Source organism: Streptomyces sp. SLBN-8D4 (assembly GCF_049739545.1).
GTDB lineage: Bacteria > Actinomycetota > Actinomycetes > Streptomycetales > Streptomycetaceae > Streptomyces > Streptomyces canus_C.
The window spans coordinates 2647202-2669118 of sequence record NZ_JBMGQC010000001.1; the positions used below are offsets into that span (position 1 = coordinate 2647202).

Sequence of the window (21917 nt, forward strand, 5' to 3'; positions counted from 1 at the left end):
AATCGACACCCAACCGGACTCCTCTTGAGTGATCGGGTTGGATGGCGATCGGGACCGTACACGGTCCGAATCCCGCACTTCAAAGGCGTCTCACCGTGTACTTCCCGTGATCAGGACCCCTGAAAACCCGGAGTTTCCCGGCTTTCCGACAGGGTGCATGATCACGGAGAGTGGATGGCGGGAAAATCTCCCTTGTGATCGATCACACATGCGGCAGTCCTTACGCTGCCCAGGAAATTCCGCGCAAAGCGAACATCCCTGTATATCGATCCCGGTGCGGGGGCCATGGTCTCAGACCGGAAGGGTGACTCGCATCACCAGTCCACCCCCTTCGCGTGGCTGAGCGGTGATGTGCCCGCCGTGCGCCCGTGCCACGGACCGCACGATGGACAGTCCGAGACCGACGCCCTTGTCGCTGCCGGTGCGGTCGGCGCCGCGCAGCCGCTTGAAGGGCTCGAAGAGATTGTCGACCTCGTACGCCGGCACGACCGGGCCCGTGTTGGAGACCGTGAGCACCGCGTGCCCGTGCTGGACCTCCGTGGTGACCTCGACCCAGCCGCCCTCGGCCACGTTGTAGCGCACGGCATTCTGCACCAGGTTCAGGGCGATGCGCTCCAGCAGGACGCCGTTGCCCTGGACGACCGCCGACTTCTGCTCGCCGCGGATCGCCACGCCCTTGGCCGCCGCCTCGCCGTGCACCTGGTCGACCGCCTGCTCGGCGACCTCGGCGAGGTCCACGGGCTTGCGCTCGACGATCTGGTTGTCGCTGCGCGCGAGCAGCAGCAGACCCTCCACGAGCTGCTCGCTGCGCTCGTTGGTGGCCAGCAGCGTCTTGCCGAGCTGCTGGAGCTCCACCGGGGCGCCCGGATCGGACAGGTGCACCTCCAGGAGCGTGCGGTTGATCGCCAGCGGTGTCCGCAGTTCGTGCGAGGCGTTGCCGACGAAGCGCTGCTGGGCCGTGAAGGCCCGCTCCAGACGCTCCAGCATGTCGTCGAAGGTGTCGGCCAGTTCCTTGAGCTCGTCGTCCGGGCCGTCCAGCTCGATACGGCGGGAGAGGTCCGAGCCGGCCACCGCGCGCGCCGTGCGCAGGATCCGGCCGAGCGGCGACAGAACCCGCCCCGCCATCGCGTAGCCGAAGGCGAAGGCGATGATCGCGAGACCGAGGAGCGCCAGCAGGGAGCGGCTGAGCAGGTCGTCCAGGGCGTGCTGACGCTGGTCGTTGACGCAGTTGTCCATCGCCTTGTTCATGACGTCGGGCGAGACGCCCGTGGGCAGGTTGCAGATGTCGCTCGCGACTCTGCCCTCGGTGATCTTGAAGGGCAGTTGGCTGCCGACGTTCAGCGCCTGCGCCGCCACCAGGTAGATGATCGACAGCAGCAGGATGCCCGCGATCAGGAACATGCCGCCGTACAGCAGGGTGAGCCGTATGCGGATGGTCGGGCGCAGCCACGGCAGCGGCGGCGCCGGCCTCCTGGGGTCCCAGGTGGGCTTCGGGGGCGCCTGGGGAGGCGCGGGAGTCGAGGCCACGGGATCAGATCCGGTAGCCCGAGCCGGGGACCGTGACGATCACCGGGGGTTCGCCCAGCTTGCGGCGCAGGGTCATGACGGTCACCCGCACGACGTTGGTGAAGGGGTCGGTGTTCTCGTCCCAGGCCTTCTCCAGGAGCTGCTCCGCGGAGACGACGGCGCCCTCGGAGCGCATCAGCACCTCCAGGACCGCGAACTCCTTGGGGGCGAGCTGGACTTCCTTGCCGTCGCGGAACACCTCGCGGCGGTTGGGGTCGAGCTTGATCCCGGCGCGCTCCAGGACCGGCGGCAGCGGCACGCTGGTGCGCCGGCCGAGGGCACGCACGCGTGCCGTCAGCTCGCTGAACGCGAAGGGCTTGGGCAGATAGTCGTCGGCGCCGATCTCCAGGCCCTCGACGCGGTCACTGACGTCGCCGGAGGCCGTGAGCATCAGCACGCGCGTGGGCATGCCGAGCTCGACGATCCTGCGGCAGACGTCGTCGCCGTGGACCAGGGGGAGGTCCCGGTCGAGAACGACCACGTCGTAGTCGTTGACGCCGATGCGCTCCAGGGCGGCCGCGCCGTCGTACACGACGTCGACGGCCATGGCCTCCCGGCGCAGTCCGGTGGCCACCGCATCGGCGAGCAGCTGCTCGTCCTCGACGACGAGTACGCGCACGTCGCTTGTCCTTCCTGTGTCCACCCGCGTAGCGCGCTTCGGGAACGCGCGGGCAGGGGTCCGGGTGAGTGTTGGCCTCCATCCTGCCCTTTTCGGCCGTAAGTCGGCTGTAAGGCGGGTGAGGGGCGTCTGAAAGACGGGTGCGAGAGCGGGAATGCGGGATTTTCTCTCGCGGTTGAGGTTTCCGTCGGAGGGAGCGGGGGGAGGACGGCTTTACACCCCGCGATCACGCTCTGCATGTGCCGTACCACCATGCGGCACGGCGCGATCCGCTTCCGCAGAGCGGGCGTGGGTGTCCGGCACCGTCGCCGCCCGGCCTGGGCAGCGCTGGGCACCCGCAAGAGACGTGATCGCCCCTTCCGAACGGCACACCCCCGTGCCACCGACCCACGACCCAGGACGAGGGGGCGCAGCATGGACGCATTCACCGCAGGACTTCTGCAGCGGATAAGGGCGACCGAGACCGACCTGACGCGGGCCCGTAACGAGGGCGACGACTTCCTCGTCGAGGTGGAGCAGGGCGAGCTCGACGACCTGCGCCGCCTCGCGGCCGAACATGGTGTGGAGGTCAGCGCCTAGCGTCTGATCGGCTTCGCGGCACGACAGCGGGCCCCCGGCGAATCCAGCGCCGGGGGCCCGCTGCGTCGGTGCACGGGCCTGTTCACCTGGTGTTCGCCCGTAGTCGGCCGGTCAGTCGTGCCAGGCCCCGAAGTCCTCCAGGAGCTGCTGGAGGGGCTCGAAGACCCCCGGGCTGCCGGCGACGGTCAGGGCGGGGTTCGGCCGCTCTCCGGGGCGGCCGCCGGTCAGGGCGCCCGCCTCCCGGGCGATGAGGTCGCCCGCCCCGTAGTCCCAGGCGTTCAGACCTCGCTCGTAGTAGCCGTCCAGGCGGCCCGCGGCCAGGTCGCACAGGTCGACCGCCGCCGAGCCGCCGCGGCGGATGTCGCGCAGCAGGGGGATCATCTTCCGGGCCACCTCGGCCTGATGGGTGCGGACCTCGGTGACGTAGTTGAAGCCGGTCGACACCAGGGCCTGCTCCAGGGGCGGCGCCGGGCGGCAGGCCAGCCTGCGCTCGCCCTCCCACGCTCCCGTGGCCCAGGCGCCCCCGCCTCGGACCGCGTGGTACGTCTCGCCGCGCATCGGCGCCGCGACGACCCCGACGACGGTTTCGCCGTCCTGCTCGGCGGCGATGGAGACGGACCAAGTCGGCAGCCCGTAAAGGTAGTTGACCGTGCCGTCGAGCGGGTCGACGACCCAGCGGACGCCGCTGGTGCCCTCGGTGGCGGCGCCCTCCTCGCCGAGGAAGCCGTCGTCCGGGCGGTGCTCGGAGATCACATCGGTGATCAGCTTCTCCGCCGCGATGTCCATCTCGGTCACCACGTCGATGGGGCTGGACTTGGTCTTGGCGACCGCGAGGTCGGCCGGGCGGCCGTCGCGCAGCAGGGTGCCGGCGCGACGGGCGGCCTCCTGGGCCAGCCGAAGCAGTTCCGCGTGCAGGGGGTCGGTCACGGGGCTCCTCACGCGTACGGGCTGTCGACGCCCGCGGCGGCGGGCTTGGGGGCGCGGGCCGGGCAGCAGCCGACCGGGCAGACGTCGTGGCCGGCCCCGAGCGCGCCGAGGGCGCAGGGCGTGACCTCCTGGCCGCGCTCCACCGCGGCCCGCTCCAGGACCAGGTCGCGGACGGCGGCGGCGAAGCGGGGGTCGTCGCCGACGGTCGCCGAGCGGCGCATCGGCAGGCCGAGCTCCTCCGCCTTGGCCTTGGCCTCCGTGTCGAGGTCGTAGAGGACCTCCATGTGGTCGGAGACGAAGCCGATGGGCGCGATCACCACGGCCGGGACGCCGGACGCGTGGCGCTCCTCCAGGTGGTCGCAGATGTCGGGCTCCAGCCACGGGATGTGCGGGGCGCCGGAGCGCGACTGGTACACGAGCTGCCAGGGGTGGTCGACGCCGGTGCGCTCCCGGACGGCATCGGCGATCAGCCGGGAGACCTCCAGGTGCTGCGCGACGTACGCGCCGCCCTCGCCGTGGCCCTCCACCGGCCCGGACGTGTCCGCGGACGCGTTCGGGATCGAGTGGGTCGAGAAGGCGATGTGGGCGCCGTCGCGGACGTCCTCGGGGAGCTCGGCGAGGGACGCGATCACCCCGTCGATCATGGGCTCCAGGAAGCCGGGGTGGTTGAAGTAGTGCCGCAGCTTGTCGATCCTCGGCAGCTCCAGGCCCTCGGCCTCCAGGGTGGCCAGTGACTCGGCGAGGTCCTCGCGGTACTGGCGGCAGCCCGAGTAGGAGGCGTAGGCGCTGGTGGCGAGGACCAGGACCCGGCGGTGGCCGTCGGCGACCATCTCGCGCAGGGTGTCCGTGAGGTAGGGCGCCCAGTTGCGGTTGCCCCAGTAGATCGGCAGGCCCAGGCCGTGCTCCGCGAAGTCCTTGCGCAGGGCGTCCAGCAGGGCGCGGTTCTGGTCGTTGATGGGGCTGACCCCGCCGAACAGGAAGTAGTGCTGACCGACTTCCTTCAGGCGTTCCTTGGGGATGCCACGCCCGCGCGTCACGTTCTCCAGGAACGGGACCACGTCGTCCGGGCCCTCCGGGCCTCCGAACGAGAGCAGGAGCAGGGCGTCGTAGGGGGTGGCGTCGAGCGCGTCTCGCATGGGTCGATCCTGTCATCCGGTACTGACAGCCGGGAAACGGCGGGGTGGACGGCCGGGTTCCCGGTCGTCCCACCGGGTGCGTCGGGGCCCCGCACCCGTAAGCTGTATGAGGCGCGTTCGCGCCTTACCGCCACCCGAGCCGCTGCTCACCGGCCGACCGGAGACCCTGTGCCCAGCCCTTACCGCGCCCTGTTCGCCGCCCCCGGCTCCAGGACCTTCTCCGCCGCGGGCTTCGTCGGTCGGATGCCGCTGTCGATGATGGGCATCGGCGTGGTCACGATGATCTCCCAGCTCACCGGAAGGTACGGCCTGGCGGGCTCGCTGTCGGCCACCATCGCGCTGGCCGCCGCGGTGATCGGCCCGCAGGTCTCCCGGCTGGTGGACCGGCACGGCCAGCGGCGGGTGCTGCGCCCGGCGACGCTCGTCGCGCTGGTGGCGTCCGCCGGGATGCTGCTCGCCGCGCATTTCCGCTGGCCGGACTGGGTGCTGTTCGTGTGCGCCGTCGGCATCGGCGCGGTGCCGAGCCTCGGTGCGATGATCCGCGCGCGGTGGGCGGCCCTGTACCGCGGCACCCCGCAGCTGCACACCGCGTACTCCTTCGAGTCGGTGATCGACGAGGTCTGCTTCATCTTCGGGCCGATCATCTCCATCGGGCTGTCCACGGCCTGGTTCCCGGAGGCGGGGCCGCTGCTCGCCGCCTGCTTCCTGGCGGTCGGTGTGTTCTGGCTGACCGCGCAGCGGGCCACCGAGCCGGCCCCGCACCCGCGCGGGCAGGACGGCGGCCGTACGGCACTGCGCGCGCCGGGCCTGCAGGTCCTGGTGGCTACCTTCGTGGCGACCGGAGCGATCTTCGGGGCAGTCGACGTGGTCACCGTGGCCTTCGCCGACGAGCAGGGCCACAAGGGTGCCGCGAGCCTCGTGCTCGCGCTCTACGCGGCGGGCTCGTGCGTCGCGGGTCTCGTGTTCGGCCTGTTGCACTTCGGGGGGCGGCCCGAACCTCGCTGGCTGCTGGGCATATGCGCCATGGCCGTGAGTATGATCCCCCTCCTACTGGTCGGAAACTTGCCGTTTCTGGCCGTGGCGCTGTTCGTCGCGGGCCTGTCCATCGCTCCCACGATGATCACGACGATGTCGCTGATCGAACAGCACGTACCACGCGCGCAACTGACCGAGGGCATGACCTGGATCAGTACGGGGCTCGCGGTCGGGGTCGCGCTCGGCTCCTCCGTGGCCGGCTGGGTGATCGACGCGGCCGGTGCGCGCGCCGGGTACGGGGTTCCGGCGGTGTCCGGGGCCGTCGCGGTCGCGGTCGGTTTCCTGGGGTACCGCCGGCTCAAGAGGCCGGTTCCGCGTCGGGGAGGCAGCGTTGAGCACGGCAGCGAGCGCGAAGAACGGCACGTGGCGTAACTGGGGCGGCAATGTCGCCGCGCGTCCCGCGCGGGAGGTCACGCCCGCTTCGGTCGACGAGCTGGCTGCCGCCGTGCGGAAGGCCGCCGAGGACGGTCTCAAGGTGAAGGCCGTCGGCACCGGGCACTCCTTCACGTCGATCGCCGCGACCGACGGTGTGTTGATCCGCCCTCAACTGCTGACCGGCATCCGCGACATCGACCGGGACGCCATGACCGTCACGGTGGAGGCCGGCACCCCGCTCAAGAGGCTCAACGTGGCGCTCGCGCGTGAGGGCCTGTCGCTCACCAACATGGGCGACATCATGGAGCAGACGGTCTCCGGGGCCACCAGCACCGGCACCCACGGCACGGGCCGCGAGTCGGGCTCGATAGCCGCCCAGATCAAGGGCCTTGAACTGGTCACGGCCGACGGCTCGGTGCTCTCCTGCTCCGAGAAGGAGAACCCCGAGGTCTTCGCGGCCGCCCGGATCGGGCTGGGCGCGCTCGGCGTCGTCACCGCGATCACGTTCGCCGTCGAGCCGATCTTCCTGCTCACGGCCCGCGAGGAACCCATGAGCTTCGACAAGGTCACCAGCGCCTTCGACGAACTCTGGGCCGAGAACGAACACTTCGAGTTCTACTGGTTCCCGCACACCGGTTCCACCAACACCAAGCGCAACAACCGCAGCGCGGGCCCGGAGAAGCCGGTGCCGCAGCTCCAGGGCTGGTTCGAGGACGAGTTCCTCTCCAACGGCGTCTTCCAGGTGGCCCAGTGGGTCGGCCGCGCGGCGCCGGGCACGATCCCCTCGATCGCGCGGATCTCCAGCAAGGCGCTGTCCGCGCGGACCTACACCGACATCCCGTACAAGGTCTTCACATCGCCCCGCCGGGTGCGGTTCGTGGAGATGGAGTACGCCGTCCCGCGCGAGGCCGTGGTCGAGATGCTGCAGGAACTGAAGACGATGGTCGACCGCTCCGGGCTGCGGGTCAGCTTCCCCGTAGAGGTCCGCACCGCGCCCGCCGACGACATCACGCTGTCCACCGCCTCGGGCCGGGACAGCGCGTACATCGCCGTCCACATGGTCAAGGGGACGCCGTACCAGGCGTACTTCACGGCCGCGGAGCAGATATTCACGGCGCACGAGGGGCGCCCGCACTGGGGGAAGGTGCACACGCGCGACGCGGAGTACTTCGCCGGCGTCTACCCCCGCTTCGGCGAGTTCACCGCGCTCCGCGACCGTCTCGACCCTGACCGGCGCTTCCAGAACGACTACTTGCGCCGGGTGTTGGGGGCATAAGCGGACGGTTGCCGGACATACGTCCGAAGCCAATAGTTCCGTTTCTGGTGATTCCGTGAAGTGCACCACGTTCAAGATCGCGGAATCCGCTCAACGAAGGGCCGGGCAGCGTTTCTTGAACGAAGTTGAGTGGCGCGCCAATCCACGCACGTGGCCCAAATGGAGTACTGTTGCGAGCCCTGGATCCGGTCTCCCGCCAGGGCGTCCGTGGCCTTCAAGGGCGGCCGGGAGGGGGCTAGTTGCACAGGGTGACGGCGTTGGTCACTTAGCGTTGCGAATAGGTAACCGTGCCATAACGGTGTTGCGGGGCCAGTGCCCGACACGCCGGGCAACTCGGCAAGGTTGTGGCAGGCTGCACCCGGGCAGGCCACACTCGACTAGCGGAAGCAGCGACGCACGTGACGTCGGCAGGCACCACCCGGGAGGTCCCCATGCCCGAACTGCGTGTCGTGGCCGTCTCCAATGACGGCACACGGCTGGTGCTGAAGGCTGCCGACGCAACGGAGTACACGCTTCCGATCGACGAACGTCTGCGCGCAGCGGTGCGCGGCGACCGTCCCCGCCTCGGCCAGATCGAGATCGAGGTCGAAAGCCATCTCCGTCCCCGCGACATCCAGGCGCGTATACGCGCGGGTGCCACCGCGGAAGAGGTAGCCCAGCTCGCAGGTATCCCCGTAGACCGTGTACGGCGCTTCGAGGGCCCCGTGCTCGCCGAGCGCGCCTTCATGGCCGAACGAGCCCGCAAGACCCCGGTCCGCCGGCCCGGCGAGAACGCGGGGCCGCAGCTCGGCGAGGCCGTGCAGGAGCGGCTGTTGCTGCGCGGCGCCGAGAAGGACACCGTCCAGTGGGACTCGTGGCGCCGTGACGACGGCACCTGGGAGGTGCTGCTGGTCTACTGCGTCGCGGGTGAACCGCACTCGGCGAGCTGGACCTACGACCCGCCCCGGCGGCTCGTCCAGGCCGTCGACGAGGAGGCCCGCTCGCTGATCGGCGAGTCCGAGGACCTCGGCGCGCCGGAGCCCAGCTTCCCGTTCGTGCCGCGGATCGCACGGCTGCCGCGCGACCGTCCGCTGGACCGCGCCCTCGACCGGCCGAGTCTGCCCCCGGCCGAGCCCACCGAGGAGGCCGTCGGTGAACGGGACTCGCTGACCAGCCTGTTGGAGGCCGTGCCGAGTTTCCGGGGCGACATGGTCGTACCGGAGCGGCCGTCCGAGACAGCGAGCATCGAGGAACCGCCCGCGCTCGAGGAGGAGCCCGAGGTGGAGGAACCGCCGGCTCCCGCGGCCTCGGCCGGTTCCGCCTACGCGGACGTCCTCATGCCGCGTTCGGTGGCCAGCCACCGCGACCGCCTCATCGGCGCGACCGACCGCCAGGCCGAGGCCGACGGCGTCCGCCCGGGCCGCAGAGCGGCGGTCCCGAGCTGGGACGAGATCGTGTTCGGCACACGGCGGAAGAAGCAGGAGTAGTCCGTCGTACGAGGATCAGGGCCGCGCTCGTCGAGTGCGGCCCTTTCTCGTCGTGCGGCCCGGGAGCTACTGGGGATCCGGCCCCACGGCGACCGGGCGTTCCGGGTCCGAGGACCATTCCGACCAGGAACCGACGTACAGCGCCGCCGGGATGCCCGCGACCGCCAGGGCCAGGACCTCGTGGGCGCCGGAGACGCCGGAGCCGCAGTAGACGCCGACCGACGTGTCCTCGGTGGCGCCGAGGGCCTTGAAGCGGGCGTTCAGCTCCTCCGGGGGCAGGAAGCGGCCGTCCGGGCCGACGTTGTCCGTGGTGGGCGCGGAGCGGGCGCCCGGGATGTGGCCGCCGACACGGTCGATGGGCTCCACCTCGCCGCGGTACCGCTCCCCCGCGCGCGCGTCCAGCAGCACACCCGCGCGGGCCAGCGCCGCGGCCGCGTCGGCGTCGAGCAGACCGGCCGCCGCGGGCACCGGCTCGAAGTCGCCCTCGGCGAGAGCCGGACCCGGCACGGAGGACTGCAGCGGCCCCTGCCAGGACGTCAATCCGCCGTCGAGGACTCGCACGTCCGGGTGACCTGTCCAGCGCAGCAGCCACCACGCGCGGGCGGCCGCCCAGCCCTGTCCGCCGTCGTACACCACCACCGGCGTGCCCGAGGAGACACCCGCCCGGCGCATCGCGGCGCCGAACTCCGCGAGGTCGGGCAGCGGGTGCCGCCCGCCGGTGCCGGCCGATCCGGCCAACTCCCGGTCCAGGTCGACGTAGTGCGCGCCCGGGATGTGCCCGGCCGCGTACTCGGCCCGGCCGTCGAAGGGCGGCTCGCCGACCGCCTTGGCCACGCTCAGCTGCCAGCGGACGTCGAGCAGGACGGGCGGGTTCGGGCCGGCCAGGTCGCTCGCGAGTTCGGATGCGGAGATGATGGCGTTCATGGCCACCATCCTCGCGCACGGGGTGGCCGCGTCGTCCATGTCCGGCTACTCTGCTCCGCCGGACAGGCCCGGTCACCAGGCGTATGGGAACGGGCACATGCTGTACTGCCGATCGACATCCGTCGGCCATCGCGTGGCAGGGGTCAGGCAGCCGCGCGACAGGCGCCCTCCCGGCACGGGAGGCCGTGCGGCGGCGCGCCCGGAGCGCTCTGCGCCGTGGGTGGTGCGAGCATCGGCACGGAGGTCCGGACAGCGGACACGAGACGGCCACCGCGAGGGGCCGGGGAGAGAGTGACGATGACCGAGGCAAGGGGGTCGGCCGCCCCGCCCGCTCGGCACACGCCCGGTACACCCTGCTGGGTGAGTCTGATGGTGCACGGGCCGGCCGCGACCCAGGAGTTCTACGCATCGCTGTTCGGCTGGGAGTTCGTGCCGGGCCCGCAGCAGCTCGGGCCCTATGTCCGGGCCCTGCTGGACGGCCAGGACGTAGCAGGGATCGGACAGCTGCCGCCCGACCGCCATCTTCCGGTCGCCTGGACGCCCTACCTCGCCTCGGACGACATCGACCTGACCGCCGAGTCGGTACGGCTGTGCGGCGGCACGGTGGGAGTGGGTCCGCTGGACGCCGGGGACGCCGGGCGGCTGATGATCGGCTCGGACCCGTCCGGTGCCGTCTTCGGCGTGTGGCAGGCCGCGTCCCACCTGGGCACCTCCGTCGCGGGCGTACCCGGCACTCCCGCCTGGCACGAGCTGCTCACCGTCGAGACGGTGAGCGTCACCAAGTTCTACGAGACGGTGTTCGGTTGCGAGGGGGAGCCGGTGGCCTCCGCCGACCTCGACTACGTCACCCTCCACGCCGGCGGCCGTCCCGTGGCCGGTCTCCACGGTGTCGGCCACGCGCTCCCCCGCGACCGGGGGCCGCACTGGATGACGTACTTCGAGGTGGCCGACGTGACCGCTTCCGCCCGCCTCCTCACCGACCTCGGCGGCCATGTGCTGGCACCGCCGCACGACAGCCCGCACGGCCGTGTGGCGACGGTGGCGGATCCGGAGGGGGCGCGTTTCTCGTTGATCGAGAACCCGCACTGAGACCCTGAAGGACTCGGGTCAGAAGCGCGCCCCGGCCGACGGGACCGGCAGGACGTCCGGGGACAGCGCAGCCGCACGTGCCGTGCCCGCGGTCATACGGCGGCGGTGGTGCCGGCGGCACAGGACCTCGTAGCCGATGTCGTCGGCCTGGTTGACGTCACCGACGACCACCTGGGCGCCCTCGACGACCATCTCACCGCCCACCGTACGGGCGTTGTGGGTGGCCCGGGCGCCGCACCAGCACAGGGCCTCGACCTGGAGGACCTCGACCCGGTCGGCCAGTTCCACCAGGCGCTGGGAGCCCGGGAACAGCTTGGAGCGGAAGTCGGTGGTGATACCGAAGGCGTAGACGTCGAGGTCCAGGTCGTCGACCACGCGGGCGAGTTGGTCGATCTGCTCCGGCGCGAGGAACTGCGCCTCGTCCGCGATCACGTAGTCAGCGCGGCCGCCCTGGGAGAGGTGGTCGACGAGGTAGGCGTACAGGTCCTGGCCGTCCTCGACCTCGACCGCGTCCGTGACCAGACCGAGCCGCGAGGACAGCTTGCCCTCGCCGGCCCGGTCGTCCCGGGTGAAGATGATGCCCGTCAGGCCACGCGCCGAACGGTTGTGCTCGATCTGGAGAGCCAGCGTGGACTTCCCGCAGTCCATGGTTCCGGAGAAGAACACCAGCTCGGGCATGGGTGGTCGAGCACCTTTCGGTTTCTGCGGCGGAAGGGCCGGATCGGCTTCAGGAGCGTACTTCGAGCAGCGGGACGAGCTGCTCGGCGGGGGTCATCGAACCGTGGTTGCCTACCATCGCCGACTCCTTCGGCTCCCGCTCGGAGGCGATGAGCAGCACGTCGTCGCGGGCGGCGGCGACCACGTCGCCGATCCGGTCGTACACCCGCTCGTCGAACTGGTCCGGCGGCCCGAACCAGCCCGCCGCGATGGCCTCGTCCCGGGAGGCGACCCAGAACTGCTCGCCGAGGACCTCGCGCCAGCAGGTCAGGACATCGCCTGCGGCACCGGGTACCGCGTAGACATGGCGGGCCCGGCCCTCGCCGCCGAGCAGGGCGACCCCGGCGCGCAGTTCCCAGTCCTCGTCGAAGTCGATGCGGTGCTGCTCGTCGAAGGGGATGTCGACCATGCCGTGGTCGGCGGTGACGTACAGCGCGCTGTGCGGCGGCAGTTGCTCGGCGAGGCGCTGGACCAGTCGGTCGACGTACATCAACTGGCCGCGCCAGGTGTCGGAGTCCACGCCGAAGCGGTGCCCCGCGCCGTCGACCTCGGCGTAGTACGTGTAGACCAACGAGCGGTCCGCTGCCGCGAGTTGCTCGGCCGCGAGGTCCATGCGCTCCTCGCCGGTCAGCCGCCCGTGGAACGTCCCGCCGCTGAGCGCGACCTTGGTCAGCGGGGTGTTCTGGAAGGTGGGCGAGGAGACCTGGGCGGCGTGCACCCCGGCCCGGTCGGCGAGTTGGAAGACGGTGGGGTACGGCTGCCAGACGTGCGGTTTGGTCCACGGCTGCCAGCGCAGCTGGTTCATCAGCTCGCCGGTGGCCGGATTGCGCACGGTGTAGCCCGGCAGGCCGTGGGCGCCGGGCGGGCGTCCCGTGCCGACGGAGGCGAGGGAGGTCGCGGTGGTCGCCGGGTAGCCGGTGGTCAGGGGGCGGCCGGTGCCGCCGCGCGAGCTGGCCAGCAGGGAGGTCATGAAGGGCGCCTCGTCCGGGTGCGCCTTCAGCTGCTCCCAGCCGAGGCCGTCGATCAGGAACACGCAGTTCCGGTCGGCGGGGGTGAGCTCGTGGATCGCGGCGGTGGTGCCCGGTACGGCCATGCCGGCGGCCAGGGTGGGCAGCAGGTCGGCGAGGGAGCCGCTGCCGTACTCGGGGACGGGCGCGGTGTCGAGGGCGAGGGGTTCCGGGTGGTCCCAGGCGGAGGCAGGCTGCACCATCAGGGGGTGACGTCCGCGGTCGCCTCGGAGATGGCCTGCGCGAAGGCGAGTGCCTGGCGCACGGTGTCCGGGCCGTCCCCGGCCTCGCTGACGCGCAGGCTGAGGTCGTCCGCCGTGGAGCTGCCGGTGTAGCCGTGGTCCGCCTCGCAGTTGGGGTCGCCGCAGGCGGCGGGCTCCAGGTCGATGCGGGAGACGGCGCCCCAGCCGATGGTCAGCACGACCTCGCGGGGCAGGGTGCCCGGCTGGTACTGCTCCGGGTTCGCGACGACCCGGCTGACCACGACCGACGAGATCCGGCCAAGCTTCACGGACTCCGTGGAGGTGGTGGCGTACGGCGTCGGGGACGTGGTGTCCGCGGCCTGTTCGTCGGTGTGGCTCACGATGAAGCGGTTGCCGGTGAGGACGAGCACGGTCACGTGCCGCCGCACCTCGTTCTGGTCGAACGTCGTCTCCTGGTGGACCAGGTACGACCGGATGGGCTCGCCGCCCACGGCGGCCTCCACCGCCTCGGCCACGAGGGCCGGGTAGTAGCCGCTGCGCTCGATCGCCGCACGCAGCCCCTGGGTCGTCGTACTGGTCTTGGCCATGCCGTCCATCCTACGGGGGCGCACTGACTGCGAGGCACCGGTCGCCGCCGCTCAGTACGCGGGAAGGGTCCGCGGGCCGAGGTCGTCGCGAGCGGGCGGCGGCGCGAGCCGTACGGAGGCGCCGAGGACGCTCAGGCCGCGCGGGGCGACGACGACCGGCTCCAGGGTGACCGCGACGACCTCGGGATGGTCGTCGACCAGCCGGGACACCCGCAGCAGGAGCTCCTCCAGCGCGGGTGTGTCGACCGGGGTGGAACCGCGCCAGCCGAAGAGGAGCGGCGCGGTCCGGATCGAGCGGACCAGGGTCGCCGCCTCCCGGTCGGTGACCGGAATCAGCCGGTGCGCGGTGTCGTCGAGCAGCTGTGAGGCCGCCCCGGCCAGCCCGAATGACAGCACGGCGCCGGCGGCGGGGTCGATGACGGCCCGGATCACGGTGTCGACCCCGCGCGGGGCCATCCCCTGCACCACGGGCCGCAGTTCGTCGGGCGTGCCGAACAGCTCGGTCAGCTCGGTGTACGCGCGCCGCAACTGCTCCTCGTCCGCGAGATCGAGGCGTACGCCGCCGAGGTCGGCGCGGTGGCGCAGGTGCGGGGCGGTGGCCTTGAGTGCGACCGGGTAGCCGAGGGCGGCGGCAGCCTGGACGGCGGCGTCGGCGGTGGTGGCGGGCAGGGCGCGGTGGACCTGGATGCCGTACTTGGCGAGCAGCTCGCAGGTCTCCTCGGTGCCGAGGGTGAGTCCCTGCCCGCGCGTGAGCAGGCCGTCGATCAGGGTCGCGGCGCCCTTCTCGTCGATGTCCGCGTCGATGGACTCGGGCACCTTGCCGGGCTCGGCGGCCTCCCGGCGCCACTGCGCGTACTGCACGGCGTCGGCGAGGGCCCGCACCGCGCGCTCGGCGGCGGGGTAGGCGGGGATGAGGCGGTCGCTGTTCCCGGGCGCGGGCGGCTGCGCGGGGGCCTGGGTGGCGCGCAGCCGGTCCAGGGCGCGGAACGGGTGGTCGGCACGGATCCTGGGCGGGCCCGCGGCGGCCTGGGGCGCGGTGCTGGTCGCCGCCGACAGGGCCTCCGCGAGGCCGCCGAGCTCGACATGGACCACGAGGACCGGCTTGCCGGGGACCTGCTCCGCCGCGGACCTGAGCGCCTCGGCGAGGGCGGCGTCGCCGGCGGTCCCCTCGCCTGCGGTCCCCTCGCCGACCGCCGGGATGGCCGTCACGATCACCGCGTCGCAGGAGTCGTCGGCCAACGCGCGCGCGAGGGCCGCGTGGAAGTCCTCCGGCACGGCCGCGGTGGTCAGGTCCAGCGGGGTCGACGGCCTCAGTCCCTCGGCCACGCACGCGTCGTAGGTGAGCAGGCCGAGCGACTCGGAGTTGCCGAGGATCGCCACCCTGGGTCCGGTGGGCAGCGGCTGGCGGGCCAGCAGGAGGCCGGTGTCCACGAGTTCGGTGATGGTGTCGACCTGGATCACGCCGGCCTGCCGGAGCAGCGCGGACACCGTGGCGCGCGGCAGGCGCGTGGCGCGGACGGCGTGGCCCTGCGGGGCGGTGCCGGAGCCCTGCACGACGACCAGGGGCTTGGCCGCCGCCGTACGCCTGGCGAGGCGGGTGAACTTGCGGGGGTTGCCGATGGACTCCAGGTACATGAGGACGACGTCGGTGTCCGGGTCGTCGTACCAGTACTGAAGGACGTCGTTGCCGGAGACGTCGGCGCGGTTGCCGGAGGAGACGAAGGTGGAGACGCCGGTGACGCCGGTGACGCCGCCGCCGCGCCGGTGCAGCCGGGAGAGCAGGGCGATGCCGATGGCGCCGGACTGGGCGAACAGGCCGATCCGGCCGGGGCGGGGGGTCTCGGGGGCCAGTGAGGCGTTGAGGCGGACGTCCGGGTGGGTGTTGATGATCCCGAAGGCGTTCGGGCCGATGATCCGCATGCCGTACGCGCGTGCGTGCCGCACGAGTTCACGCTGGCGCTCGCGCCCTTCGGGGCCGCTCTCGGCGTACCCGGCGGAGAGCACGACGAGCCCCTGGACGCCATGTGCCCCGCACTCGGCGACGACCTCGGGGACGTGCTCGGCCGGTACGGCGACGACCGCGACGTCCACGGGGCCGTCGATGTCCCCCACCGAGCGGTGTGCGGAGATGCCGTCGAGGTCCTTCTGGTCCTCGGGGAACGCCTTGTTCACGGCGTACAGACGGCCGGTGAAGCCGTAGTCCCTGATGTTGCCGAGCACACTGCGGCCCACGCCGCCCTCGGCGCGTCCGACGCCCACGACGGCGACGGAACCGGGGGTGAGCAGCCGCTGCACCGAGCGCGACTCGGCGCGCTGTTCGCGCGCGTACTGCACGGCGAGCGAGCGGTCGGTGGGCTCCAGGTCGAACTCCAGGCGTACGACGCCGTCCTCGAAGCTGCGCTTCTGGGTGTACCCGGCGTCGGTGAACACCTTGATCATCTTGACGTTGGCGGGCAGCACCTCGGCGGCGAAGCGCCGGATGCCGCGCTCGCGGGCGACGGCCCCGATGTGTTCGAGGAGGGCGGAGGCCACACCGCGCCCCTGGTGGGCGTCCTGCACGAGGAAGGCGACCTCGGCCTCGTCGGCGGGAGCCGAGGCGGGCATGCCGTCGGCGCCGATGCGGTCGTAGCGTACGGTGGCGATGAACTCGCCTCCGATGGTGGCGGCGAGACCCACCCGGTCCACAAAGTCGTGGTGCGTGAAGCGGTGGACGTCCTTGGCGGACAGGCGCGGGTAGGGCGCGAAGAAGCGGTAGTACTTCGACTCGTCCGAGACCTGCTCGTAGAAGCTGACCAGGCGATCGGCGTCGTCGACGGTGATGGGCCGGATGCGCGCGGTGCCGCCGTCGCGCAGCACCACGTCGGCTTCCCAGTGGGCGGGGTACTCGTGCCGGTCCGACGCGCTCTGCATGGGCCCCAGAGTACGGCTCGCGTACGACAACGGCGCGAGGCAGTCTGTGGAGAACGCGCGAGGACGGACGTCGGGCCGAGGCCGCGGTCCGACGACTCGCCCCGGGAGGGACTTCGGGTCCTCTCCGGAGACGCTTCACGTGTGGGAAACTGGTCTAGACAACCTTGAGAACCGAAGGGCAGCATCACATGGCTGAGCGCCGCGTCAACGTCGGCTGGGCCGAGGGCCTCCACGCCCGCCCCGCTTCCATCTTCGTCCGGGCCGCCACGGCCGCAGGTATCCCGGTGACGATCGCCAAGGCCGACGGCAACCCCGTCAACGCGGCCTCCATGCTGGCCGTTCTCGGCCTGGGCGCCCAGGGTGGCGAGGAGATCGTCCTCGCCTCCGACGCCGAGGGTGCGGACGCGGCCCTCGACCGGCTCGCGAAGCTCGTCGCCGAGGGACTCGAGGAGCTTCCCGAGACCGTCTGAGTTCGGTGGTCCGAAAAGCACCGAGGGGCTCGTCCGAATTATCGGGCGGGCCCTTCGCTTTTCCTTTTTGCGGGCAGCAGAAATACTCCCCCGCGAATTACTCTTCTTTGTATACGGCGCCCGTGTTAATGCCGCACACCCGTCACGTTTACAGGATGTTGCGAGGTCCTCACACGGTCCGTGCGGTCCTGCCCCGAGGTGAACCGCAGCCGGTGCGCCGCGCCCGAGCGCTCGGTGTGCAGCGCCGTGACCGCCCGCGCCCGCTCGGCGTCCCCGCGGGCCACCGCGTCCACGATCGCGCCGTGCTCCGCCCAGGACTCCACGGGGTTGGCGGGTGCGTCCACGACGTACATCCAGGCGATCTTGTGCCGCAGCTGGGTCAGCAGCGAGGTCAGCGCGGGGCTGCCGGAGGCCTGGGCGAGCGTCTCGTGGAACCAGCCCCCCAGGGAGCGCAGGTCGTCGCTGTTGCCCCGCCTGGCCCGCTCCTGGCCCAGCCTGACCAGGCCGCGCAGCACCTTCAGATGGGCCTCGGTGCGCCGCTGGGCGGCCCGGGTGGCGCCGAGCGGTTCGAGGAGCATGCGCATCTCCAGGAGGTCGGCGCCCTCCTGCTCGGTCGGTTCGGCCACACACGCGCCCGCGTGCCGCCGCGTCACCACGAAGCCCTCGGCCTCCAGGGTGCGCAGGGCCTCGCGGACGGGGACGCGGGAGACTCCGTAGCGACGGGCGAGCAGTTCCTCGGTGAGCCGGCTCCCGCGCTCGTGGACACCGGCGACGATGTCGTCCCGGATCGCAGTGCATACCGAGTGCGCCGGAATACGCATGTCCGACCTCCGTCTTAATCCCCGTGAAACGTCGCCGATTGACGTGTGTTCAGTGACTCTATTGCAATGAGCGGGAATTTCCGACGGCGGACCGGAATCCAGGGATATTTTTTGGACAACGGGCCGCTGGAAACGAGGCTCGGGGAGCCGGGGTCTCGCGGAGTGTGCGCGACGGGTCGTCAGACGTTCACGCCGTGCGAGCGCAGGTAGGAGACGGGGTCGATGTCCGAGCCGTACTCCGGGCTGGTGCGCGCCTCGAAGTGCAGGTGCGGTCCGGTGGTGTTGCCGGTCGCGCCGGAGAGGCCGATCTGCTGGCCGGGGGTGACCGACTGGCCGACCGAGACGCCGATGGACGACAGGTGGCCGTACTGGGTGTACGTGCCGTCGGCCATCCTGATCACGATCTGGTTCCCGTACGACCCGCCCCAGCCCGTCTCCACGACGGTGCCGCGGCCGACCGCGTGCACGGAGGTGCCGCTGGCGGCGTGGAAGTCGACACCGGTGTGGCTGCCGGAGGACCACAGGGAGCCGCCGGTCTTGTAGCCGGTGGAGATGTAGGAACCGGAGATCGGGGCGACGAAGGCGTTGAGGCGCTTGCGCTCGGCCTCACGGGCGGCGCGCTCCTTGGCCTCGCGTATCTCCTTGGCGCGCGCCTCGGCCTTGCGCTTGGCCTCCGCCGCCGCCTTCTTCTGCGCGGCTGCCTGCGCCTGGGCCTCGGCCTGGGCGCCGAGCTGGTCCGCGAGGGAGTCCCCGACGGTGACGACGGGCATGAGACCGGTCTGCTCGACGGAGTTGTCGGCGGCGAGCGCCGGGGCCGCGACGGCGCCGAGGACGCCGGTGGTGGCAAGAGCCGCGACGCCCGCGGCGCGGGCGGTCGTGCGCTTCATACGGCTGGGACGACGGTGCTTCCCGGCGGCGCAGGTGAACGCCATGTGGTGGCTGATCCTTTCCTTCCTTCTCGCCTACCGGGTTAGCTGACGGGTTCGGAGCAGGAAGGTCTCCTACGGACCCCCTCGCGGTGCGCGGGCGTCCGATTCACCCCAGGGACGTGGGTCCCCGGCTCCCCTGGCTCACGCCATGCGGGGACTCGGCGATGACTGTCCGGTGCCGCGGACGCGGCGCGGTGCCTGACGGACAGCCCAGAGGACGCTAAGCGGGCCTGCTTTCAATCCCCAAACCGATGAGGGTGTTTGTAGCGCATCCCACAGGGCAGACAGGCAACCTCCTGCCCAATCCGGACATCTGGGGGCCCTGGTGACGTTTGCGCCACCAGGGCCCCCTGAGCCGGGTTCCTCTACTCGGCCGTCACGACCTTGACTTCGCCGATGCCGAGGGCTTCGACGGGCTCCTTGATGGCGGCCGCGTCGCCGACCAGGATCGTCACCAGCCGGTCCACCGGGAAGGCGTTCACGACGGCGGCGGTGGCCTCGACGGTGCCGGTCGCGGCGAGCTGCTGGTACAGGGTCGCCTGGTAGTCGTCGGGCAGGTGCTGCTCGACCTGGTCGGCCAGCGTGCTCGCGACGGCCGCGGCCGTCTCGTACTTGAGCGGTGCCACACCGACGAGGTTCTGTACGGCGACATCGCGCTCGGCGTCGGTGAGACCGCCCTCGGCGAGCGTGCGCAGCACCTTCCACAGGTCGTCCAGGGCGGGACCGGTGTTCGGGGTGTCGACCGAGCCGCTGATGGCGAGCATCGCGGCGCCCGAGCCGTCCGGGGCGGACCTGAGGACCTGGCCGAACGACCGTACGCCGTAGGTGTAGCCCTTCTCCTCGCGCAGGACGCGGTCCAGGCGGGAGGTGAGGGTGCCGCCGAGGCAGTACGTGCCGAGCACCTGCGCGGGCCACACGCGTGCGTGCCGGTCCGCACCGATACGGCCGATCAGCAGCTGCGTCTGGACGGCGCCAGGGCGGTCCACGATGACGACCCGGCCGGTGTCGTCGGCGGTCACCGGCGGCACGGGGCGCGGCCGGCCGGTGGAGCCGGTCCAGGAGCCGAGGGTGTCGGCGAGCAGCGCGTCCAGGTCGATGCCGGTGAGGTCACCGACGACCACGGCGGTCGCGGTGGCGGGCCGCACGTGCTTCTCGTAGAAGGCCCGCACGGCCGCGGAGTCGATGTTCTCGACGGTCTCCTCGGTGCCCTGGCGGGGGCGCGACATACGCGAGTCCGCCGGGAACAGCTCCCTGGACAGCTCCTTGGCCGCGCGGCGGGACGGGTTGGCCAGCTCGTGCGGGATCTCGTCGAGGCGGTTGCGGACGAGCCGCTCCACCTCGCTGTCCGCGAACGCGGGCGCCCTGAGCGCGTCGGCCAGCAGACCGAGTGCCTTGGCCAGGCGGGAGGCGGGCACTTCGAGGCTCAGGCGGACACCCGGGTGGTCGGCGTGCGCGTCGAGGGTGGCGCCGCAGCGCTCCAGCTCGGCGGCGAAGTCCTCGGCGGAGTGCTTGTCGGTGCCCTCGGAGAACGCGCGCGCCATGATCGTGGCGACACCGTCCAGGCCGGCCGGCTCGGCGTCCAGGGGCGCGTCCAGGAGCACCTCGACGGCGACGACCTGCTGGCCGGGACGGTGGCAGCGCAGGAGCGTGAGGCCGTTGTCGAGCGTCCCGCGCTCGGGGGCGGGGAAGGCCCAGACCTTGGGCTCGCCCGCCTGCGGCTGCGGGTGGAATTCCATCGCGGCGAGCTCGGTCACTTGGCCGCCTCCTCGTTCTCGTCGGTGGCTTCTACGGTCGCCGCGGCTTCCGGATCCTCGGCGGCGTCCTCGGCGCTGTCGGCGATCTCGGCCGGGGCGGTGGGCTCGTAGACGAGCACCGCGCGGTTGTCGGGGCGCAGTGTGGCCTTGGCGACCTCCTGCACTTCCTCGGCGCTCACCTCCAGGACGCGCTGTACGGCGGTCAGGGCGAGCTGCGGGTCGCCGAACAGGACGGCGTACCTGCACAGTTCGTCGGCGCGGCCCGCGACGGTGCCGAGCCGGTCCAGCCACTCGCGCTCCAACTGGGCCTGGGCGCGCTCCATCTCCTCGGCCGTGGGGCCCTCCTCGGCGAACCGCGCGAGCTCCTCGTCGATGGCGGCCTCGATGACCGGCACCTCGACGTCCCCCGAGGTCTTCACATCGAGCCAGCCCAAGGAGGGCGCACCGGCCAGGCGCAGCAGACCGAAGCCGGCCGCGACGGCCGTACGGTCGCGCCGTACGAGCCGGTTGTAGAGGCGGGAGGACTCGCCGCCGCCGAGGACGGTGAGGGCGAGGTCGGCCGCGTCCGCCTCGCGGGTGCCGTCGTGCGGCAGCCGGTAGGCGGCCATCAACGCGCGCGCGGGGACCTCCTCCTCGACGACCTCACGCAGCTGCTCGCCGATGATCTGGGGCAGGGAGCCGTCGCGGGGCGCGGGCTTGCCGTCGTGCGAGGGGATGGAGCCGAAGTACTTCTCGACCCAGGCGAGCGTCTGCTCCGGGTCGATGTCGCCGACAATCGACAGGACGGCGTTGTTGGGCGCGTAGTACGTGCGGAAGAACGCGCGCGCGTCCTCCAGGGTGGCCGCGTCCAGGTCGGTCATCGAACCGATCGGGGTGTGGTGGTAGGGGTGGCCCTCCGGGTAGGCGAGCGCGGTCAGCTTCTCGAACGCGGTGCCGTAGGGGACGTTGTCGTAGCGCTGCCTGCGCTCGTTCTTGACGACGTCGCGCTGGTTCTCCATCGACTCGTCGTCGAGGGCTGCCAGCAGCGAGCCCATGCGGTCGGCCTCCAGCCAGAGGGCGAGCTCCAGCTGGTGCGTCGGCATGGTCTCGAAGTAGTTGGTGCGCTCGAAGCTGGTGGTGCCGTTGAGCGAGCCGCCCGCGCCCTGGACGAGCTCGAAGTGTCCGTTGCCCTTGACCTGTCCGGAGCCCTGGAACATCAAGTGCTCGAAAAGGTGAGCCAGGCCGGTACGCCCCTTGACCTCGTGGCGCGAGCCGACGTCGTACCAGAGGCACACCGCCGCGACCGGGGTCAGGTGGTCCTCGGAGAGCACCACGCGCAGCCCGTTGGCCAGGCGGTGCTCGGTCGCTGTCAGGCCCCCGGTGCCTGCCTGGTCTGTGGCCGTGTGACCCATGGGCATGTACGTCCCTTCGATCGCGGTCGCGGTCGTCAAAACCGCGTTTTTCCTGCCGGTCCTGCCACTGTATGCAAGCGTGCGGACCCTCGGCGAAGTTCCCGGAGCACGTACGCCCACAGCGGATCGCGTAGCC

The 21917-nt window shown here is 71.7% G+C and carries 19 protein-coding genes and 1 riboswitch; of the genes, 6 read left to right on the forward strand and 13 right to left on the reverse strand.

Annotated elements, in window-relative coordinates; translation table 11 throughout:
- Positions 1–291: 291 nt before the first annotated feature.
- Positions 292–1527, reverse strand: a complete 1236-nt coding sequence (locus tag RKD20_RS11605) for a sensor histidine kinase (protein WP_424877667.1) — start codon at positions 1525–1527, stop codon at positions 292–294.
- 4 nt (positions 1528–1531) lie between these two features.
- Positions 1532–2185, reverse strand: coding sequence for a response regulator transcription factor (locus tag RKD20_RS11610; RefSeq protein ID WP_009191109.1), 654 nt, complete (start codon positions 2183–2185; stop codon positions 1532–1534).
- Positions 2186–2599: 414 nt separating this feature from the next.
- Between RKD20_RS11610 and RKD20_RS11615 the strand changes: the two genes are divergently transcribed.
- Positions 2600–2764 carry a hypothetical protein gene (locus tag RKD20_RS11615; protein ID WP_020121920.1) on the forward strand — a complete coding sequence of 55 codons (165 nt, stop codon included), beginning with the start codon at positions 2600–2602 and terminating at the stop codon, positions 2762–2764.
- A 111-nt stretch (positions 2765–2875) separates the two neighbouring features.
- On the opposite strand, the gene RKD20_RS11620 is transcribed toward RKD20_RS11615, so the two are convergent.
- Together RKD20_RS11620 and RKD20_RS11625 are read right to left on the reverse strand one after the other, a co-directional pair.
- Positions 2876–3691, reverse strand: coding sequence for an inositol monophosphatase family protein (locus RKD20_RS11620; RefSeq protein WP_424877668.1), 816 nt, complete (start codon positions 3689–3691; stop codon positions 2876–2878).
- A gap of 8 nt (positions 3692–3699) precedes the next feature.
- Positions 3700–4827 (reverse strand): ferrochelatase, encoded by a 1128-nt coding sequence (locus RKD20_RS11625; protein ID WP_424877669.1) that lies wholly within the window; start codon positions 4825–4827, stop codon positions 3700–3702.
- Between the two features lie 168 nt (positions 4828–4995).
- Between RKD20_RS11625 and RKD20_RS11630 the strand changes: the two genes are divergently transcribed.
- From RKD20_RS11630 to sepH, 3 genes are all read left to right on the forward strand, one after another.
- Complete coding sequence (locus RKD20_RS11630) at positions 4996–6234, forward strand: MFS transporter (RefSeq protein ID WP_424877670.1); 1239 nt, start codon at positions 4996–4998, stop codon at positions 6232–6234.
- Positions 6194–7513 (forward strand): D-arabinono-1,4-lactone oxidase, encoded by a 1320-nt coding sequence (locus RKD20_RS11635; RefSeq protein WP_424877671.1) that lies wholly within the window; start codon positions 6194–6196, stop codon positions 7511–7513. The genes RKD20_RS11630 and RKD20_RS11635 overlap by 41 nt, the downstream gene beginning before the upstream one ends.
- 431 nt (positions 7514–7944) lie before the next feature.
- On the forward strand, positions 7945–8979 hold the full coding sequence (gene sepH / locus RKD20_RS11640) for a septation protein SepH (protein ID WP_424877672.1): 1035 nt from the start codon (positions 7945–7947) through the stop codon (positions 8977–8979).
- Between the two features lie 66 nt (positions 8980–9045).
- Here the strand turns inward: sepH and RKD20_RS11645 are convergent, their stop codons facing one another.
- Complete coding sequence (locus RKD20_RS11645) at positions 9046–9903, reverse strand: sulfurtransferase (RefSeq protein WP_424877673.1); 858 nt, start codon at positions 9901–9903, stop codon at positions 9046–9048.
- A 297-nt stretch (positions 9904–10200) separates the two neighbouring features.
- Here RKD20_RS11645 and RKD20_RS11650 point away from each other — a divergent pair, with 297 nt between their 5' ends.
- Positions 10201–10992 (forward strand): VOC family protein, encoded by a 792-nt coding sequence (locus RKD20_RS11650; RefSeq protein ID WP_424877674.1) that lies wholly within the window; start codon positions 10201–10203, stop codon positions 10990–10992.
- Positions 10993–11010: 18 nt separating this feature from the next.
- Here the strand turns inward: RKD20_RS11650 and RKD20_RS11655 are convergent, their stop codons facing one another.
- The 4 genes from RKD20_RS11655 to RKD20_RS11670 are packed head-to-tail and all read right to left on the reverse strand — an operon-like array spanning position 11011 to position 16416.
- Complete coding sequence (locus RKD20_RS11655) at positions 11011–11670, reverse strand: thymidine kinase (RefSeq protein ID WP_424877675.1); 660 nt, start codon at positions 11668–11670, stop codon at positions 11011–11013.
- Positions 11671–11719: 49 nt separating this feature from the next.
- Entirely contained in the window at positions 11720–12919 is a 1200-nt protein-coding gene (locus RKD20_RS11660) for an alkaline phosphatase family protein (protein WP_424877676.1), read from the reverse strand.
- The gene (locus RKD20_RS11665) at positions 12919–13506 is read right to left on the reverse strand and encodes a DUF5998 family protein (RefSeq protein WP_020121910.1); all 588 of its coding nucleotides are present in this window, start codon (positions 13504–13506) and stop codon (positions 12919–12921) included. The genes RKD20_RS11660 and RKD20_RS11665 overlap by 1 nt, the downstream gene beginning before the upstream one ends.
- A gap of 51 nt (positions 13507–13557) precedes the next feature.
- A complete protein-coding gene (locus RKD20_RS11670; RefSeq protein ID WP_424877677.1) occupies positions 13558–16416 on the reverse strand; it encodes a GNAT family N-acetyltransferase in 2859 nt (952 codons plus the stop codon).
- A 188-nt stretch (positions 16417–16604) separates the two neighbouring features.
- Between RKD20_RS11670 and RKD20_RS11675 the strand changes: the two genes are divergently transcribed.
- The gene (locus RKD20_RS11675) at positions 16605–16886 is read left to right on the forward strand and encodes an HPr family phosphocarrier protein (protein WP_007385204.1); all 282 of its coding nucleotides are present in this window, start codon (positions 16605–16607) and stop codon (positions 16884–16886) included.
- A 125-nt stretch (positions 16887–17011) separates the two neighbouring features.
- On the opposite strand, the gene RKD20_RS11680 is transcribed toward RKD20_RS11675, so the two are convergent.
- The 4 genes from RKD20_RS11680 to RKD20_RS11695 all read right to left on the reverse strand — a co-directional run bounded on the left by RKD20_RS11680 (position 17012) and on the right by RKD20_RS11695 (position 21781).
- Positions 17012–17707, reverse strand: coding sequence for a GntR family transcriptional regulator (locus RKD20_RS11680; RefSeq protein WP_424877678.1), 696 nt, complete (start codon positions 17705–17707; stop codon positions 17012–17014).
- A 179-nt stretch (positions 17708–17886) separates the two neighbouring features.
- Positions 17887–18639: a M23 family metallopeptidase gene (locus RKD20_RS11685; RefSeq protein WP_424877679.1), complete on the reverse strand. Its 753-nt coding sequence runs from the start codon at positions 18637–18639 to the stop codon at positions 17887–17889.
- Positions 18640–18652: 13 nt separating this feature from the next.
- Positions 18653–18810: riboswitch (cyclic di-AMP (ydaO/yuaA leader) on the reverse strand.
- Positions 18811–19001: 191 nt separating this feature from the next.
- Positions 19002–20390 (reverse strand): M16 family metallopeptidase, encoded by a 1389-nt coding sequence (locus RKD20_RS11690; RefSeq protein ID WP_020121905.1) that lies wholly within the window; start codon positions 20388–20390, stop codon positions 19002–19004.
- The gene (locus tag RKD20_RS11695) at positions 20387–21781 is read right to left on the reverse strand and encodes a M16 family metallopeptidase (RefSeq protein ID WP_424883200.1); all 1395 of its coding nucleotides are present in this window, start codon (positions 21779–21781) and stop codon (positions 20387–20389) included. Before RKD20_RS11695 ends, RKD20_RS11690 begins: the two co-directional genes overlap by 4 nt.
- Between the last annotated feature and the right edge of the window lie 136 nt (positions 21782–21917).

Excerpts from the sequence above, each read along its gene's own strand:
- RKD20_RS11650 (WP_424877674.1), top strand. The coding sequence starts at position 10,201 with ATGACCGAGGCAAGGGGGTCGGCCGCCCCGCCCGCTCGGCACACGCCC.
- RKD20_RS11615 (WP_020121920.1), top strand. The coding sequence starts at position 2,600 with ATGGACGCATTCACCGCAGGACTTCTGCAGCGGATAAGGGCGACCGAG.
- RKD20_RS11685 (WP_424877679.1), bottom strand. The coding sequence starts at position 18,639 with ATGGCGTTCACCTGCGCCGCCGGGAAGCACCGTCGTCCCAGCCGTATG.
- RKD20_RS11665 (WP_020121910.1), bottom strand. The coding sequence starts at position 13,506 with ATGGCCAAGACCAGTACGACGACCCAGGGGCTGCGTGCGGCGATCGAG.
- sepH (WP_424877672.1), top strand. The coding sequence starts at position 7,945 with ATGCCCGAACTGCGTGTCGTGGCCGTCTCCAATGACGGCACACGGCTG.
- RKD20_RS11645 (WP_424877673.1), bottom strand. The coding sequence starts at position 9,903 with ATGAACGCCATCATCTCCGCATCCGAACTCGCGAGCGACCTGGCCGGC.
- RKD20_RS11660 (WP_424877676.1), bottom strand. The coding sequence starts at position 12,919 with ATGGTGCAGCCTGCCTCCGCCTGGGACCACCCGGAACCCCTCGCCCTC.
- RKD20_RS11655 (WP_424877675.1), bottom strand. The coding sequence starts at position 11,670 with ATGCCCGAGCTGGTGTTCTTCTCCGGAACCATGGACTGCGGGAAGTCC.
- RKD20_RS11670 (WP_424877677.1), bottom strand. The coding sequence starts at position 16,416 with ATGCAGAGCGCGTCGGACCGGCACGAGTACCCCGCCCACTGGGAAGCC.
- RKD20_RS11625 (WP_424877669.1), bottom strand. The coding sequence starts at position 4,827 with ATGCGAGACGCGCTCGACGCCACCCCCTACGACGCCCTGCTCCTGCTC.
- RKD20_RS11675 (WP_007385204.1), top strand. The coding sequence starts at position 16,605 with ATGGCTGAGCGCCGCGTCAACGTCGGCTGGGCCGAGGGCCTCCACGCC.
- RKD20_RS11680 (WP_424877678.1), bottom strand. The coding sequence starts at position 17,707 with ATGCGTATTCCGGCGCACTCGGTATGCACTGCGATCCGGGACGACATC.
- RKD20_RS11695 (WP_424883200.1), bottom strand. The coding sequence starts at position 21,781 with ATGGGTCACACGGCCACAGACCAGGCAGGCACCGGGGGCCTGACAGCG.